The organism is Candidatus Krumholzibacteriota bacterium (assembly GCA_034520215.1).
In the GTDB taxonomy this organism is placed as follows: domain Bacteria; phylum Krumholzibacteriota; class Krumholzibacteriia; order Krumholzibacteriales; family WJIX01; genus JAGHBT01.
This window is the reverse complement of the sequence record JAXHNR010000001.1, coordinates 901961-917254: the sequence shown is the minus strand read 5'-3', so window position 1 is coordinate 917254 and position 15294 is coordinate 901961. Positions and strand designations below refer to the sequence as shown.

Annotated in this window: 13 protein-coding genes; all 13 read right to left on the bottom strand. The window is 43.9% G+C overall.

Annotation, left to right across the window (positions count from 1 at the left end; translation table 11 throughout):
- Positions 1-67: 67 nt before the first annotated feature.
- The 13 genes from U5O15_03920 to U5O15_03860 all read right to left on the bottom strand — a co-directional run bounded on the left by U5O15_03920 (position 68) and on the right by U5O15_03860 (position 15115).
- On the bottom strand, positions 68-835 hold the full coding sequence (locus U5O15_03920; protein ID MDZ7859806.1) for a hypothetical protein: 768 nt from the start codon (positions 833-835) through the stop codon (positions 68-70).
- A 372-nt stretch (positions 836-1207) separates the two neighbouring features.
- The gene (locus U5O15_03915) at positions 1208-2440 is read right to left on the bottom strand and encodes an aminotransferase class I/II-fold pyridoxal phosphate-dependent enzyme (protein ID MDZ7859805.1); all 1233 of its coding nucleotides are present in this window, start codon (positions 2438-2440) and stop codon (positions 1208-1210) included.
- A 17-nt stretch (positions 2441-2457) separates the two neighbouring features.
- Positions 2458-3411, bottom strand: a complete 954-nt coding sequence (locus U5O15_03910) for an L-threonine 3-dehydrogenase (protein MDZ7859804.1) — start codon at positions 3409-3411, stop codon at positions 2458-2460.
- Positions 3412-3556: 145 nt separating this feature from the next.
- On the bottom strand, positions 3557-4045 hold the full coding sequence (locus U5O15_03905; protein ID MDZ7859803.1) for a methylated-DNA--[protein]-cysteine S-methyltransferase: 489 nt from the start codon (positions 4043-4045) through the stop codon (positions 3557-3559).
- A 45-nt stretch (positions 4046-4090) separates the two neighbouring features.
- Positions 4091-5587, bottom strand: a complete 1497-nt coding sequence (locus U5O15_03900; GenBank protein MDZ7859802.1) for an RtcB family protein — start codon at positions 5585-5587, stop codon at positions 4091-4093.
- Between the two features lie 50 nt (positions 5588-5637).
- The gene (locus tag U5O15_03895; protein MDZ7859801.1) at positions 5638-6078 is read right to left on the bottom strand and encodes an archease; all 441 of its coding nucleotides are present in this window, start codon (positions 6076-6078) and stop codon (positions 5638-5640) included.
- Positions 6079-6155: 77 nt separating this feature from the next.
- Positions 6156-7271, bottom strand: a complete 1116-nt coding sequence (gene ychF / locus U5O15_03890) for a redox-regulated ATPase YchF (GenBank protein MDZ7859800.1) — start codon at positions 7269-7271, stop codon at positions 6156-6158.
- Between the two features lie 283 nt (positions 7272-7554).
- Entirely contained in the window at positions 7555-9540 is a 1986-nt protein-coding gene (locus U5O15_03885; protein ID MDZ7859799.1) for a sodium-translocating pyrophosphatase, read from the bottom strand.
- A gap of 52 nt (positions 9541-9592) precedes the next feature.
- Positions 9593-11701, bottom strand: a complete 2109-nt coding sequence (locus U5O15_03880; GenBank protein MDZ7859798.1) for a hypothetical protein — start codon at positions 11699-11701, stop codon at positions 9593-9595.
- Positions 11702-11868: 167 nt separating this feature from the next.
- The gene (locus tag U5O15_03875) at positions 11869-12714 is read right to left on the bottom strand and encodes an ARMT1-like domain-containing protein (GenBank protein ID MDZ7859797.1); all 846 of its coding nucleotides are present in this window, start codon (positions 12712-12714) and stop codon (positions 11869-11871) included.
- A 21-nt stretch (positions 12715-12735) separates the two neighbouring features.
- Positions 12736-13746, bottom strand: a complete 1011-nt coding sequence (hypE, locus tag U5O15_03870; protein MDZ7859796.1) for a hydrogenase expression/formation protein HypE — start codon at positions 13744-13746, stop codon at positions 12736-12738.
- A gap of 71 nt (positions 13747-13817) precedes the next feature.
- Positions 13818-14891 carry a hydrogenase formation protein HypD gene (hypD, locus tag U5O15_03865; GenBank protein MDZ7859795.1) on the bottom strand — a complete coding sequence of 358 codons (1074 nt, stop codon included), beginning with the start codon at positions 14889-14891 and terminating at the stop codon, positions 13818-13820.
- Positions 14888-15115 (bottom strand): HypC/HybG/HupF family hydrogenase formation chaperone, encoded by a 228-nt coding sequence (locus tag U5O15_03860; protein ID MDZ7859794.1) that lies wholly within the window; start codon positions 15113-15115, stop codon positions 14888-14890. Before U5O15_03860 ends, hypD begins: the two co-directional genes overlap by 4 nt.
- Between the last annotated feature and the right edge of the window lie 179 nt (positions 15116-15294).

Below are 15294 nucleotides of genomic sequence, written 5' to 3'. Positions count from 1 at the left end.
CATGTGACTCATAATAATTACAAGGTTTTTAATCAGGTAAACCCAAATTATTGGGACTATCGGGTATTTACCACACTTCTCTCTTTGCTGTAACATCGAAAATTCTAATTGAATAATCGCTGAATTCTCCGATAATATCTTTGTATCCGTCATTATTCATGTCAAATGCGATTATTCGTTCACCGAACGATTTTCCCCACTCTAAATCTATATTATGAAATTTCGCGTCTATAACAATACCGCTGTTTAAGACTATCTCGTACTGCGGGTCCCTGTCGACATTATCAACAAGTAAATTCTCGGCGTCAAATTCTCTGTCACTCATCCATTCCCTGTTCTTGTTTAACCCGTCAAATATATATATATGGCTGTCAGCTAAAACCACTATCTCAAATTGTTTATCCTTATCGATATTGGCAATATCGATCGCTTTTATTTCCTTAAAACCACTTTCTATATTTTCCCAGATACTATTATAACTCTCCATTTCATAAACAATAATCTTTCCGCCGGCCGTAGCCACAACTATTTCGACTTTCCCGTCCCCTTCAAGATCAATAACAAAGAAACGTCTTATTTTACTACCCAGGCTCGTAAGTTCCCATTCCCTTCTCCAACCCCCCTCTGTTGCTCTTTTAAGATAGATCTTTCCATAAACATCGGCGTGCATTACCCCCCATGCATTGCCATTATCCAGCGGAACGACCTGAACATTAGGGAATCGTTCAAATATCTTTTTCATCTCGAAAGGATCTATTATATTAGAGTTTGAATTTGCGGGCAAAACCGAAAGAAATAAGATGCTAATTATAATCAATACGCCCAGCTTTTTCATTATATCTCCCTTCATTAATTCCTCTATACATATGTAACTTTAAGAATAACTAATCCATGGCATTAAGATAAAGCAAAATCGTACTTCAGGCAATTTCTACCGGATTAGATTTTATCTATTTTTTTCTGTAATGACAGGTGGGGTACTGTTTCTACTAACAGTACCCCACCTCTGTTTCTATTTTAATACTAAGAATGCTGCTTCCCTCGACTTGGAAAGTTTAAAATAATATTTAAACAAGCAGTCAACTAAAGGTTGCTCTAAATTACATTAAGCATACAGCATAACTGTCTGCTATATTGAATGTTGCAGCCATTATGCTTTGCAGCAGCAGGTAATTTTCTAATCTTTACCCCAAACTTACCGGCCGCCTCAATGATTCTCTTTATACTTCTTAAGCAATTCTAGAACAAAATCAATATCATAAGGGGTGTGATTCCCATTTACCTGAAAACGGATTTCCTGATCACCGCGCGGCACAACGGGAAAATTCAACCCAGTTGATAAAACGCCGTTTTCTTTAAGATAACTCACAATTTCAGTAGTTTTCTCAGTATCTCTGACCATAAGCGGAACAATTGGATGATCGCTCTTTATATATTCAAATCCAAGCTTGTCTAATCCATTCTCAAATCTTTTCGTCAGTTTGCCCACATATTTAAGGCGTTCGAGTCCCTTTTCACTGTCAAGAAACTCTATTGCCTTAATACAAGCGGCCGCTTCACCAACGGTTATCGGATTGGAATAGATATAAGTCACCGCGTTCTCTCTGAGAAAACGGGTAACCGCTTCACTTGATACAACATATCCTCCATTTACACCAAAGGCTTTTCCCAGAGTGCCGATCAATACGTCGACTCTGTCCGCGCTTGTGTATTCTTCGATCCCTCGTCCGGTCTCGCCTATAGCGCCTATTCCATGAGAATCATCAACCATTAACATTATATTCTCAGGAAATTCAGAATCGTATTTCTTTGAAAGCTCTGAAATAACGTCAAGAGGCGCGTTATCCCCCCTCATACTGAAGATTCCATCCGTTACAATCAGCAATCTCTTACATTTGCCCACAGATTCTTTTATTTTTTCTTCGAGTTCTTCCATATCGTTGTGTTTGTATATCTTCTTATCTTTTGGCCTCGAGAGGCGAATCGCGTTGATTATACAATTATGATTCAGTTCATCACTTATTATTATTGTTTCCTTGGAAGTAAGAGCGGCAAAAACACCGATCATTGTCGCGTAAGCGGCGCTGTATATCATCGCGTCTTCATATTTATGAAATTCCGCGAGCTTCTTCTCGAGATCCCTGTGGGCTTTGAATGTACCGTTGATAAACCGGACAGCGCCCGGCCCCACACCAAATTCTCTGGAAGCATCTTCTTCAGCTTTGATAATATCTTCCTTAAGGCTTAAACCAAGGTAAGAATTCGAGTTCATGCGGAGAAATTCCTTTTCTCCTTCACCTTTAAGAAAATATCTGGGACCCTTTTCTCCCTGAGCTTTTTTGACTCCGACAATTATATCCTCTTTACCCTTTGCCGTTCCTTTAGAAACCAGTTCATCTACTTGATCTGTCAATACCTTGTTTAATCGATCTAACGCCATATCTTCCTCCTATCCAATCATTTTTCCAGTTTGATTCTTAATTTTTCAATCATATCCTTAGACATCGCGGGCAAATCGTAATCCGGATTCCATCCCCATTGCTCCTTCGCGGCAGTATCGTCCATATAGTTTGGCCAGGATTCGGCAATTTCCTGCCGGAGTGGGTCAACATCATAATCCATTGTAAATTCCGGTATAATCTTTTTAACTTCCTCGCCGATCTCTTCCGGCGCGAAACTCATTGCCGTTACGTTAAAGGCATTCCTGTGTTTAAGCTTACCGGGGTCCGCCTCCATCAGGTCAACCGCGGCCTTCAAAGCATCCGGCATATACATCATATCGAGCTTTGTGCCTTCCTTCAGAAAACAGGTATATTTTTTCTTTTTTATAGCTTCATAGAATATTTCCACAGCGTAATCAGTCGTACCTCCACCCGGAGGAGTCACATAGGAAATAATACCGGGATAACGAACACCCCTTGTATCGACACCATATTTCTTATAATAATAATCACACAGCAGTTCGCCCGACACCTTTGTTACGCCATACATTGTGCCCGGCCGTTGAATCGTGTCCTGGGGTGTATTATCGAGCGGAGTGCTGAGTCCGAAGGCGCCAATAGAGCTGGGGGTAAACACCGCGCAATCATGTTCTCGTGCTACTTCAAGCACATTTATCAGCCCATTGATATTAACATTCCATGCCAGCTGGGGATTACTCTCAGCTACAGCAGACAACAATGCCGCCAGATGATATATCGTATCTATCTGATATCTATCTACAACTTCGCGTATCGCTTCTATATCAGTGCAGTCTACTATTTCGAAAGGTCCGGATTCTCTAAGTTCCTTACTCGGCTTTGTCTTACGGCCTCCCGCCACTATATTATCCGCTCCATACCTTTCGCGTAGATAGATCGCTAATTCCGATCCTATCTGTCCTACCGATCCTGTAACAAGAATTCTCTTCATAAATACCTTCCCTTTTCTTATTTTTCCGAGGGGTTAAGAAGAATTCGATTTATGTTTTACCACTCATTGAGATTGCGGAACTAAATAATATATTCACTCTCGATTATAAGTAAGCCGTCTGAAAAGGCAAGTAAAATATTGATTCCTAAAGAAACTTTTTCTCATGCTTAAGAAGGTATTCTTTGCGATAGAGCCCCTTAGCGTATCCCACAAGTTCTCCGCCCGATCCAATCACACGGTGGCAGGGAATAATAACCACAAATCTGTTTTTTGAATTTGCGTTTCCCACAGCCCTTGCCGCTCCTATCTTTCCTATTCTATTAGCTATATCCCCGTATGAAACTGTTCTTCCGTATGGAATATTAATAAGGGCTTTCCAAACTTTCTTCTGAAATTCAGTTCCTTCAAGTCTTAAATCAAGATCAAACTCCTTTCTTTTACCCCTGAAATACTCATCGAGCTGTTTGACGCATTCTAATACAGCGCCGCCTGTTTTCTGCGGTTTTTCGCGGTAACACTTTTGTCCGCTTTCATCAAACTCAACCAAAGTGATTTTTCCATTCTCTCCTTCGACTCTTATAGGTCCAATCTCCGATTTGTAATAAGCGTAGTCATAGAATACCAATTTTATCACTTCTCTCTTTCTAACATCTCGGCCCGGTTCTTCAGAGTCAAAACCCTATCCCTTTACACATATTGCCGGCCTCAGCCTGACCACGCGCCTGCTTATACCCGCTCCCTCCATAATATTTACGACTTGATCCACATTCTTGTAGGCAGACGGTGATTCTTCAGCCGCCCCTCTCTTACTATGAGACATAACAATAACCCCCTTTTTTGCAAGGTCCTCTATCACCTTTTCACCTCTAACCGCATTTCTCGCCTTTTTCCTCGATTTAACCCTGCCGGCTCCATGAACAGCGCTGCCGAAGGTATCTTTCATTCCCTTTTCAGTTCCTACGAGTATATAAGAAGCCGTTCCCATCGTCCCCCCGACAAGAACGGGATGACCTACTTCGCGATATTTACCTGGAACTTCCATTCTTCCCGGACCGAAGGCCCTTGTAGCGCCTTTCCTGTGAACGAGAAGCTCCTTTTCCCCACCATTTATGAAGTGTTTCTCAACTTTCAAATTGTTATGTCCAACCTCGTAAACAGTTCTTATATCACTTTCGCGCGTTGAAAATATTCTGTTAAACGCCTTTCTCACCAAACCCGATATCGCCTGTCTATTTGCAAAACCGCAGTTAATCCCCGCCCGTACAGCGGATATATAGTCGCTTCCCTCCCTGCTCCCTATCGGCGCGCCCACCAGCTCCCTCTCATATACCGGAATGCCGTAGCGATGAGATGCTTTTCTTAATATCTTCTGATAATCAGTGCCAATCTGGTGGCCCAACGCTCTGCTTCCCGTGTGAATACTTACAACCACAGAACCTTCCGAAAGTCCGAAAATTCGTGCGGCTTCCTTAAAATATACTTTATCCACATACTGAACTTCAATGTAGTGGTTTCCCGATCCAAGTGTACCAATCTGTTTTAATTGCCGTTTTTTAGCTTGAATGCTTACTTTAGCAGGGTCCGCTCCTTCAACCCTTCCTCTATCCTCGATAAAGTCAAGGTCCTCTGCGGCGCCGTATCCGCGATTGAGAGAAAACAAAGCCCCCTCTTTTAAAACGCTATCGATCTCTTTAAGGGTTAATTTTAATGAGCCGGTCGCTCCCAAACCAGCCGGGATTAACTTAAAGAGCTCGCCGGCCAGTTCTTCCTTTTTATCTTCTATATCCTTCCGCTCCAATGAGACAAACATAGACCTGACACCGCAATTAATATCGAAGCCAACTCCAGCCAGCGTTACAATCCCTTCATCGAGATCAAACGCTCCAACACCACCTATTGGAAATCCATACCCGGGGTGTATGTCCGCCATAGCCAAAGCGGCTTTCTGAATACCTTTAAGCTTTGCCACATTCTTTATCTGCAGTAGGGCGTCCCACTGCTTAGTTCTGCTTTCCTCAAGAAGAAAATCGATAGATTCTCTGTCAGCGTATATTCTGGCGGGCACTATCATGTCGCCTTTTGCCGGAATCTCCCAGAGATAATCATTAATTTTATGAATTTTTATCCCGCCGCTATTCAAACTCAACTCCCTGTCTAAAATCCAAACTTTAATCATGTAAGGGGCCGGTGAACATAATTAAATCCGTTCCCCCAGCTGTTTCTATTCTACATATCCACAACACAGACGGCCTCCCATATTCCTGAACCGGACATCTCTACTTTCGCCCCATAGTAGGTCGCGGCTTTCACCTCATCAAGCAATCTCTTTTTCACACTGCTTCTCTTTATACATCCCGCGTTCGCTTTAATATTATAAAATCCCCGGTTGTGTTCTATCGATTCAACATCTAAATCCACACATACCAACTCTTCAACATCCAGTCTGTAGAGTAAACTGTTTAAAAATTCGACCAGGAGATCTTCAAGCTCAGGTTCTGAACATTCAACTTCAATCTTATCCTCCGCGTCTATATCCTCTACATCTAACATCAATTCCGCGAGAGCAAGCCCAACTTCTCTGAAAGCGTCTTCCTTAGTCGCGCCCCATCCTCTTATCCCCATATCAGCAATATGCTCTATTGTTTCATGGCCGTATACACACATCATATTCCACTTCTATAGATAATCTTCTTTTTCCGAGCGCCTTTCCATAATCAGGGGGTGACAATCGTTGCAACCCGTCTCTAACCGTTAAAGAGATATTCTATTACATCCCCGTCTCTTACAGTATAATCGTGACCTTCCGTTCTCAAAAGCCCCTTATTCTTTAATTCATTTTCATTTCCAATAGATATCAAATCTTCAGAATTCATTACTTTAGCGCGTATAAACCCCTTTTCCATATCACTGTGAATCTTTCCCGCAGCCCGGGGAGCCATTGTCCCGTCCCTTATTGACCATGCCTGAAGTTTACCCTTGGCTTTTGTATAATACCTTATCAAACCGAGAAGGTTGTGGCATTTTTCTATAAATTTGTCAACCGCGCCGGAATCTATTCCGAGAGCCTCCATGTACTCACCCTTTTCTTCATCCGGAAGTTTTGATATCTCACTTTCGACCTTTGCTGAAATAATTACAGAGTGCTCTTTTGATATCTTCGATCCGATTATACTTAGTACTTTTTTAAATTCTTCATCATCTCCGGAATCCTCCCCCGAATTAATAACAAAAATTACAGGCTTTGCCATAAGGAGATTAAGATCAGATAAGATATCTCTCTTATGATGCGCATAGTCATTACTATTTATCCTCTCCTGTCTGGAGAGTTTTTCCCGAATCTCATTTAGAAATTCGAGGTCCTTTCTCTCTTTCTTCTTTTGTGCTCTGGTTTTTGTTTTTTCTTTCGCGATCTGAGATTCAACGCGCTCAATATCTGAAAGGAATAATTCCGTCTCGATGATCTCCAGATCCTTCTCGGGATCTATATCACCCTGTATATGGCTAACGTTCGAATCCTTGAATGCTCTCAGAACGTGAGCCAGGACATCGGCCTCCCTGATATGATGAAGAAACTTGTTGCCCAATCCCTCTCCTCGGCTGGCTCCCTTCACTAATCCCGCGATATCAACGAATGTAATTGTAGAAGGTATCACGTCAACAGGATTAATAACCTCTGCGAGTCTTTCAAGCCTCTTGTCGGGAACGGCTGCAACACCCTTATTTGAATCTATAGTACAAAAAGGATAGTTAGACGCTTCGGCCTCAGTACTTGCCAAAGCGTTGAGAAGGGTTGATTTTCCTACATTTGGAAGGCCTATTATTCCAACCGTCAGTGCCATAGGGCTCCTTCCTTCGAACAATAACCGCCTCTTCAAGACTCTCGATAATCTTTATACTGCCAAAAAAAACAATCGCAAATCCTCTACTGCCCGGTCAAATAGGTCAGGGATTGCAGATGAAGATCCGCCGCGTTCTTTTTCAGCCACTCCATTGTTATTATAAGACAAAAAAAAGCCCCTGCACAGCATATATGGGGCAGAGGCTTAAAATCCGGCTTAAATTTTTTGAACTGAATCTCCGGTAAATGTGACCGCTCGCGGAACGGGCGGAAAAACATACACATTACAAGATGATTAACTCTCCTTACAACATAAGCAGAGGCGCAAATACAAGAGATACGACAGACATAAGCTTTATCAGAATATTCATACTCGGTCCTGAAGTATCCTTGAAGGGATCTCCAACTGTGTCTCCAACAATAGAGGCTGCGTGAGTCTCGGTTCCCTTGCCTCCAATATTACCCTCTTCTATCCACTTCTTAGCGTTATCCCAGGTTCCGCCCGCGTTTGACATGAATATACCCATAAGAACGCCAGTAGCTGTGGCTCCCGCCAGGAATCCTCCGAGAGCTTCGGGACCTATTAGAAAACCTATAATAAGGGGAGAACCTACGGCAATAAGCCCGGGAAATATCATCTCTTTAAGAGCCGCCTTTGTAACGATATCAACGCACCTGCCTTCGTCAGGTTCAGCTTCACCCTCCATCAACCCGGCGATCTCTTTGAATTGTCTCCTTATTTCCTTTACCATCATATTGGCGGCCTTTCCCACACTCTTCATAGTCATTGAAGCCATCATGAACGGCATCATAGAGCCGAGGAAGAGACCTATTACTGTTGTCGATGAGGTGAGATTTATCGAATCTAAGCCAACAGTCTTCTGATAAGCGCTGAAAAGGGCAAGTGCGGTCAAAGCTGCTGATCCAAGAGCAAAACCCTTGCCCACAGCCGCTGTCGTATTGCCGATCGCGTCGAGTTTGTCTGTGACTTTTCTTATATCTTCTCCGGCCCCGGACATCTCAGCTATTCCTCCCGCATTGTCAGCTATAGGACCGTATGAATCTGTAGACATTACTATACCTATAGTGGAAAGCATACCTACAGCGGAAATTGCTATACCGTATAAACCACCCCCGTATTTAAACGACACGAAGATCGCTATAACAAGAGTTATTATTGGAAGAACAGCGCTCTGAAATCCTACCGCGAGTCCTGTTATTATCGTTGTGGCAGGTCCTGTCTCGCTTGCTCTCGCGACTTCACGTACCGGCGGACCGGAGGTAAAGTATTCACTCTCTACACCTATGAGAATTCCCGCGATAATGCCCGATAGTAGTGCCCAGAAAGGACTCAGCACTCCAACTAAATTAGTAATCGCGATGTAAGCTCCAATTATAAATATAATTCCGCTTATATAAGTACTGTATCTTAGAGCAGACTGCGGTCCAACTTTCTTAAGGGCGGAGATAGAAAATATCCCTATAACAGAAGAGATAAGTCCGATTGTAATCATAACGATCGGTAAAGCCATCCACATTATTTTTCCTTCACCCGGCATTACCGCGGCTATAGCCATAGTCGCCACAACACTTCCCACGTAGCTTTCAAAAAGATCAGCGCCCATTCCAGCTGTATCACCAACATTGTCACCTACGTTATCGGCTATAACGCCGGGGTTTCTCGGATCATCCTCCGGAATACCAGCTTCTATCTTGCCCACAAGATCAGCACCGACATCGGCGCTCTTTGTGTAAATACCGCCTCCAATACGGGCGAAGAGAGCTATAGAGCTTGCTCCCATCGCGAATCCGTTGATGATCTTAGGATCTTGTGTAAATAAGAAATAAAGCCCCAGCCCTACAACACCGAGAGATGCTACCATAAGACCCATCACGGAACCGCCGCTGAAAGATATCGCGAGCGCTCTTCCTATTCCTCCGTCTTTCGCTCCCTGACAAGCTCTTACACTGCTCCTCGTAGCCGCTTCCATTCCGAGAAGTCCCGCGCCCATTGAACATAAAGCCCCAAAGAGGAAAGCGAAAGCGGTCTGCACACTTAGTAACCAAGTAAGAAGCGCGAAGACGAGTATTATAAACAATGCTATTATCTGATATTCTCTCTTAAGAAAAACAAATGCCCCGTTATGGATCTTATCGGCAATCTTTTGCATCACTTCATTACCCGCGGGTTTCTTTCTGACATTGAAATATGTCGCCAGCGCCATAATTATTCCAAGTCCGCCTATTACAGGAATAATCTTCGTGAGTATCGCGAAGGACTGACTATCCATTGCTACCTCCAAAAAAAAAATTAAAAAATAAATAACTTCTAATTTATCTGTCTTACATATTCCCCTCAAAGTGCTTCAATTTCAATACTGCTTCTTCTGCGGCCTTCAGCATTGCATCGGGACCTACCCTGCTGCCTGTGGCATTCTTCATCCAAAGATCAGGTGTTACACGCCCCATTACAGCCATCCGCTCAAACTCGGGTCCTATCTTTCCGGCTTCTTTCATCTTCTTTTTTATCTGGAGAGCTATCATCTGCCCTATGGGATAATCAGGTGTGTATAAGAATGAATGTATGATATGTGAATATACAGCTAACAGATATACATCCTTCTTTCCGAACACGGGGGCGTAGTAATCATTCCAGACATCACCCGCTATCTTCAATGCGGCTTTTCTAAGTTCCGCTTTACCCGCTTCGGGATTATCGTACATCCAGTGCCAGATCCCCATATCAACAAGTGATACTCCCGCAATTTCGTAGGTACCCCAGAAATCGTCCAGCACCTTCATCGCTTCCTGCTTCTCTCCTGTTTCTCCTTCAACTCCGAGAAGTTTTAGATCCTGAGCCTGAAATGTAAACGCGAAAGCCTCTGTAAAAGCTGTGTTGGGAACTCCTTTAAGAAGTGTATGCTCAAGATCTTTCAGAGAAAGAGTCTGCTCAACATTATGGCCCATCTCATGCACCGCTATATTAAAACCTTTATAATCCATGCCGTCTTCACCGACGCGTGTTCTGAGGTGAGCCTTGCCGGATTTCATCTCAGCGCCCCAGGCGTGCCCGGAACCCCTCGCGTTGTCCACTACAATATTATCGCCCAGATAAACGGCCCGCTGTGGGCTGAAACCCAGTTTCATGAGCATGTTGGGAATATCCCTGTCGTAGGCCTGAGCTGTTGGATACTTTTCAGATACTATTCTATTGAGCTTCTCTTGATTTATACCGCTCTGTGAACGAAACCCGTTATACCAGATATCAAAAGGTTCAAGGGGACGGCCGAGACGTTTCCGTATAATATCGGCAACATCTTTTACGAGCGGTGAAGAAACTATATCAACCAGCATCTTCCTCGCCCGTTCTTCGGGAATCTCGCGGTTTTCATTAAAGCTCCTCTCAATATGAGTAGGCGCCGCGGGTGAATAGGGATCGGCCTTCTTTACAGCTTTAAATGTATTCATAAGTATACGGTATCTTGTATCCGGTTCGCGGTCGTTTGTCACTTTCATATCTTCCGGGGCGGGTCTGTCTGAATCTTTTACCTCTGCTTTACTTACTTCGTTAGTGAAGGGATTCCAGTCAACATGAGGATTATCTATCACTATTTCGGGTATTGTCTGATCGACTATCCTCTCCATAACCTTCTGAATCATCTTCTGCTTTTCAAGCCCGTGTTTTTCATCTTCATAATCTGCTTTTATCTCATCTCTTAAGTTCCAGTGCGAAAGCAATCGCATCTTTGGCGGAAATAACCTTTTCCCGTCGTTGCTTACGAGATGATGCATCCAGATATTATAACTCGCTATATAATTGTCGGATTCTCCGCCGGCTTCACCTATGGCAAGTTGAACCTCCGCCGGTATCCTCTTTGAAAACTTCTGAGCCAGTCTTACTTCCGCCCACTGGCGCCTTGTCCAACCTGCTCCTTTTTCAAGTCTCTCCGGCAGAGTGGTAAGAGGAAAATTAAGAAGGACGACAAACGCGAGTTTGTTCTTGAAAAAGTCCTCCTTGATATGAGAACCGGGGCTGTAACCCGCGAACATGCGGTCGAATGGATAAAGTGTTCCCAAAGCCAGGTCGGCCTGAGCCCTCAGGGCCAGAGTAATCTGATTCATGTGGCCCTCTATCTGTTCAAAAAGAAGTTCAAACCGATTAAACATTGCATCCCGCATTGCGGGTTTACCGGCATAATTCTCAAGAACAAACTTTTCGAACACATCAGAATTGCCGTCTTCTTCTCTCCAGAACCTGCTTACCTGATCTAGCCCTCTTTTTATCTCATCGGTCTGTTCTTCCCCATACTTCGATACAAGTTTATCTTCAAGTTTCATCACACTCCCCTTCATCCAGGACGGCTGGAGATTGTCCCCGCCTCCGCTGCAGGAATAAAGCATAACCATAACAGCGCATGTAGCCGTTGTTAATATTTTAAAGCTTGTTTTCACTTTCTGCCTCCTTCTTGGGTTAAATTTCTGTTATATTTACATAGAAGCTTCTATTTTTCCAGAACAAATTATACGATAATATAAAATGACCTTTAATCCAAAATCTCATCAGTGTAAATAGTATCGTCAGTATGCCTTGCGGCCCGCGGCATATCTCCTTTCAGATTCTAGATATTAATCCCTTTCAAAACAATATCCCCTTCGCTGACCCCGATATCCTCGGCAATAACAAAGCATTTCAATTTCAGCATAAAGAATATAAGTCTATCTTCTTCAGAAAGCCCCTCATAGTTTCCCTGACCCTTGCTTATAATAAAATCCGCTTCTCTGTAAATCTCCATAAATTCATCACTGCAGGTATCAATAACAGTCCCGGGAGCGCTAGTCCCTGAAGACTCTATACGGGCAACCCTGTCAATACCCGCCAGCATGGCGTCATCTCGGGTCACGTCGTTTATAACAGGTACTTCTCTAACAACATATATTACCGGCTTTTTTATTTCCTCTATTAAGACCCTGTCAAAAACAGCTTCACCGGCATTATCACCGATATAGAGGATTTTATCGCTTTTATTTAAATAATGTCTGAACTTATCGTAATCGAATATCGCGAATTCTTTCTTCAATACTGTTTCTATTTCCTCTTCGATATCGAACTCTCTATTCGGGCCAAAATCTATTACATTGCCGGCTATGGCTATCCTTACGGCCGTAAGGAGACTGTCTTCGGTGTTACCCACTTCTCTCTTGAGCAAAGGATACAAATCAAGACATTTTGAAATATTATTCTCTTTTACTTCTTTGTATGGATCATATTGTCCTGTAATATCTCTTACCTTTTCATAAATAAGCATTCCTATTTCAGGGGGTGTTTTTTCAGCAGAAACACCCTTCATCACAGTCCCCACTTCATCAAGAAGGTTCTTCAGTTTTTTCTCATCCAACCCGGCCATGCGTCCCGCTCTCAGCGCCTGATTAAAGAAACAGGGGATACAATCAAGGTATGTTCTCATTGCTCAGTCTCCTCCTCCAGCTCAGCATATCCTCGGCAGATTTTCTCCTCTCGGCATATCAACAATACGCTTCCCTCCCATTCTTGTTCGAAGAACAACAGTCTCCGGATGTTCAGAGACCACTCTTCCTATCAAAACGGATTCCCTTCCAAATTCATTATCGCTGCAAATTTCCAGAACCTTCTGCGCTGAATCTTCAGAACAGACTATAACCGCCTTTCCCTCATTCGCTATGTTAAGGGGATCGAACCCGAGCAGATCGCAAGCGGCTTTGACCTCCCTCTTTACTTTTATCTTATCTTCCTCTATCTCTATACCAGCCTTTGATGCTCCGGCGATATCGCAAAGTGCCGCTGCAAGCCCACCGCGGGTTGGATCTCTAAGGCTTTTTATTCCCGGCACTGACGTGAGCAGCTCGTCAACCAGGGTATTAAGAGGCGCTACATCGCTCTGCAGGTCGGATTCAAGGTCAAGTTCTTCACGCTCATTTATTATAGTAACACCGTGATCTCCAATTGTCCCTGTAACGACAACCAGATCACCGGGAGCCGCATTCGATACACTCGTATTGCAACCTTCGTATCTTCGGCCGACAGCTGCCGTATTGATAAAAAGACCGCCGCCGGCTCTTCCGTGTTCTACCACTTTTGTGTCTCCGGTAACTACAAGCACATCAGCCTTCCTGGCGGCGGATGAAACAGATGCAATCACTCTCTCTAACAATTCAAATTCAAGCCCCTCTTCAAGAATAAGCGAAAGGCTCATATACAGCGGTTTTGCGCCCTCCATGGCAATATCGTTTACAGTGCCGCATACCGCTATTTTGCCTATATCCCCTCCGGGAAAGACAATCGGATCAATCACGTAAGAATCCGTGGTAAAAGCAATCTCGGTGCTGCCGAGGTTTAGAAGCGCGCTGTCGCCAAGTTGATCCAGCACGGGGTTTCCCAAATACTCGCGTACAATATCTATTATCTCTTTAGTAGCAGTGCCTCCGCCGCCGTGAGCTGAAGTTATTATCTTTTTATTCATATACTTACTCTCTGCCTCTTTTCTCAATCTGCCGGGCTGAATTTACTGAATATTACGAAACAATATCATAATCATTCATCTATACGCGAATACCTGTAATAGGCGGCGCATGTCCCCTCACTGGAGACCATACAAGGACCTATGGGATTATCCGGAGTACACTCCTTTTTGAACAACCCGCACTCTGAGGGTGTAATAACGGCGCGTAATACGTCACCGCAGCGGCATCCGGTGTCACGCTTTACTTCACTTACCCTTATGCGGGGGAATTTTAATTCGGCGTCGTACTCCTTATACGAGGATCTGACAGACAACCCGCTTGACGGTATTACTCCCATACCTCGCCATGACGCGTCACAGGGCTTAAAGACATCATTTACACACTTCTGTGCCAGTTTGTTCCCCGCGGCGGTTACACTTCTTGTATACTGAATCTCAACAGAAGCTTCGCCGGAGATTATCTGGTTCAGGAGCATATCTATAGATAAGAGAATATCTTCAGGTTCGAAACCGGCGATCACGCAAGGCGCGTGATACTCACGGCATAAGGGCTTATATATTTCAGCCCCCGTTATAACACTTACGTGTCCCGGACATAGAAAACCGTCAACCCGCACATCATCAGAGTCGCACAAGGCCCGCATGGCAGGCATAATAGTTTTGTGCGCGCACAAGACTGAATAATTCGGCATCTTTCGCGAATAGGCGTTTTGTATAGTCCAGGCTACGAGCGGTGTCGTCGTCTCAAATCCCACTCCAAGAAAAATAACTTCCCTGCCGGGATTCTTCCTTGCTGCCACAAGAGCCTGCTGGGGCGAATATATAACACGAATATCTTTTCCTCTTGCTTTAGCAAGTGAGAGACTGCCCCTGCTCCCCGGTACGCGCATCATGTCTCCGAAGGTAGTAATTATTGTATTTTCAGTCATTGCCAGCTCTATGGCATGATCTATATAATTGTCAGATGTGACACATACGGGACAGCCCGGCCCTGAAAGAAGACGCACTTGCTCCGGAAGACGAGTTCGAATCCCGCTCCTGAATGCCGCCATAGTATGAGTGCCGCATACCTCCATCAGGTTAACTGTCCTGCCGATCCTGTCCGATTTATTCGATATTGATTCAACCAGCTTATCAACAGTCATTCTATACTATCTTCCCGTCTCTGAATTATTTCGTTATATTCCTTTACATCATCGATTGACCATTTCTGTATAGCAAATCCCGCGTGCAGAAGTATATAATCTCCGACTTGAGGTTCTTCTATCATAGCGACATTCGCTTCACGCCGCACTCCGCCCGCGTCAACCACGGCAGTATAACGGTCCTTTGATAAAGAAACTATCTTGACTGGTACCGCGAGACACATATTCTACTTCCTTTATTAAAACAACCTGCTATTGCGTCGCTATTTCTAGGCGGGGGATTAAATCTTCCTGCTTATGTTAAATCCTCAGCTTGACTATTGCCCGAAACTAAGCGGTTAAAGATTTTGCGAAGCTCTTTTACAAAATATGAATAATATAATGCCGAGAAACAAATTATTTT

Bases quoted from the DNA above. Each gene is read 5' to 3' on its own strand.
- hypD (MDZ7859795.1), bottom strand. From the start codon at position 14,891: ATGACTGTTGATAAGCTGGTTGAATCAATATCGAATAAATCGGACAGG.
- U5O15_03885 (MDZ7859799.1), bottom strand. From the start codon at position 9,540: ATGGATAGTCAGTCCTTCGCGATACTCACGAAGATTATTCCTGTAATA.
- U5O15_03915 (MDZ7859805.1), bottom strand. From the start codon at position 2,440: ATGGCGTTAGATCGATTAAACAAGGTATTGACAGATCAAGTAGATGAA.
- U5O15_03860 (MDZ7859794.1), bottom strand. From the start codon at position 15,115: ATGTGTCTCGCGGTACCAGTCAAGATAGTTTCTTTATCAAAGGACCGT.
- U5O15_03910 (MDZ7859804.1), bottom strand. From the start codon at position 3,411: ATGAAGAGAATTCTTGTTACAGGATCGGTAGGACAGATAGGATCGGAA.
- U5O15_03900 (MDZ7859802.1), bottom strand. From the start codon at position 5,587: ATGATTAAAGTTTGGATTTTAGACAGGGAGTTGAGTTTGAATAGCGGC.
- U5O15_03895 (MDZ7859801.1), bottom strand. From the start codon at position 6,078: ATGATGTGTGTATACGGCCATGAAACAATAGAGCATATTGCTGATATG.
- U5O15_03920 (MDZ7859806.1), bottom strand. From the start codon at position 835: ATGAAAAAGCTGGGCGTATTGATTATAATTAGCATCTTATTTCTTTCG.
- U5O15_03875 (MDZ7859797.1), bottom strand. From the start codon at position 12,714: ATGAGAACATACCTTGATTGTATCCCCTGTTTCTTTAATCAGGCGCTG.
- hypE (MDZ7859796.1), bottom strand. From the start codon at position 13,746: ATGAATAAAAAGATAATAACTTCAGCTCACGGCGGCGGAGGCACTGCT.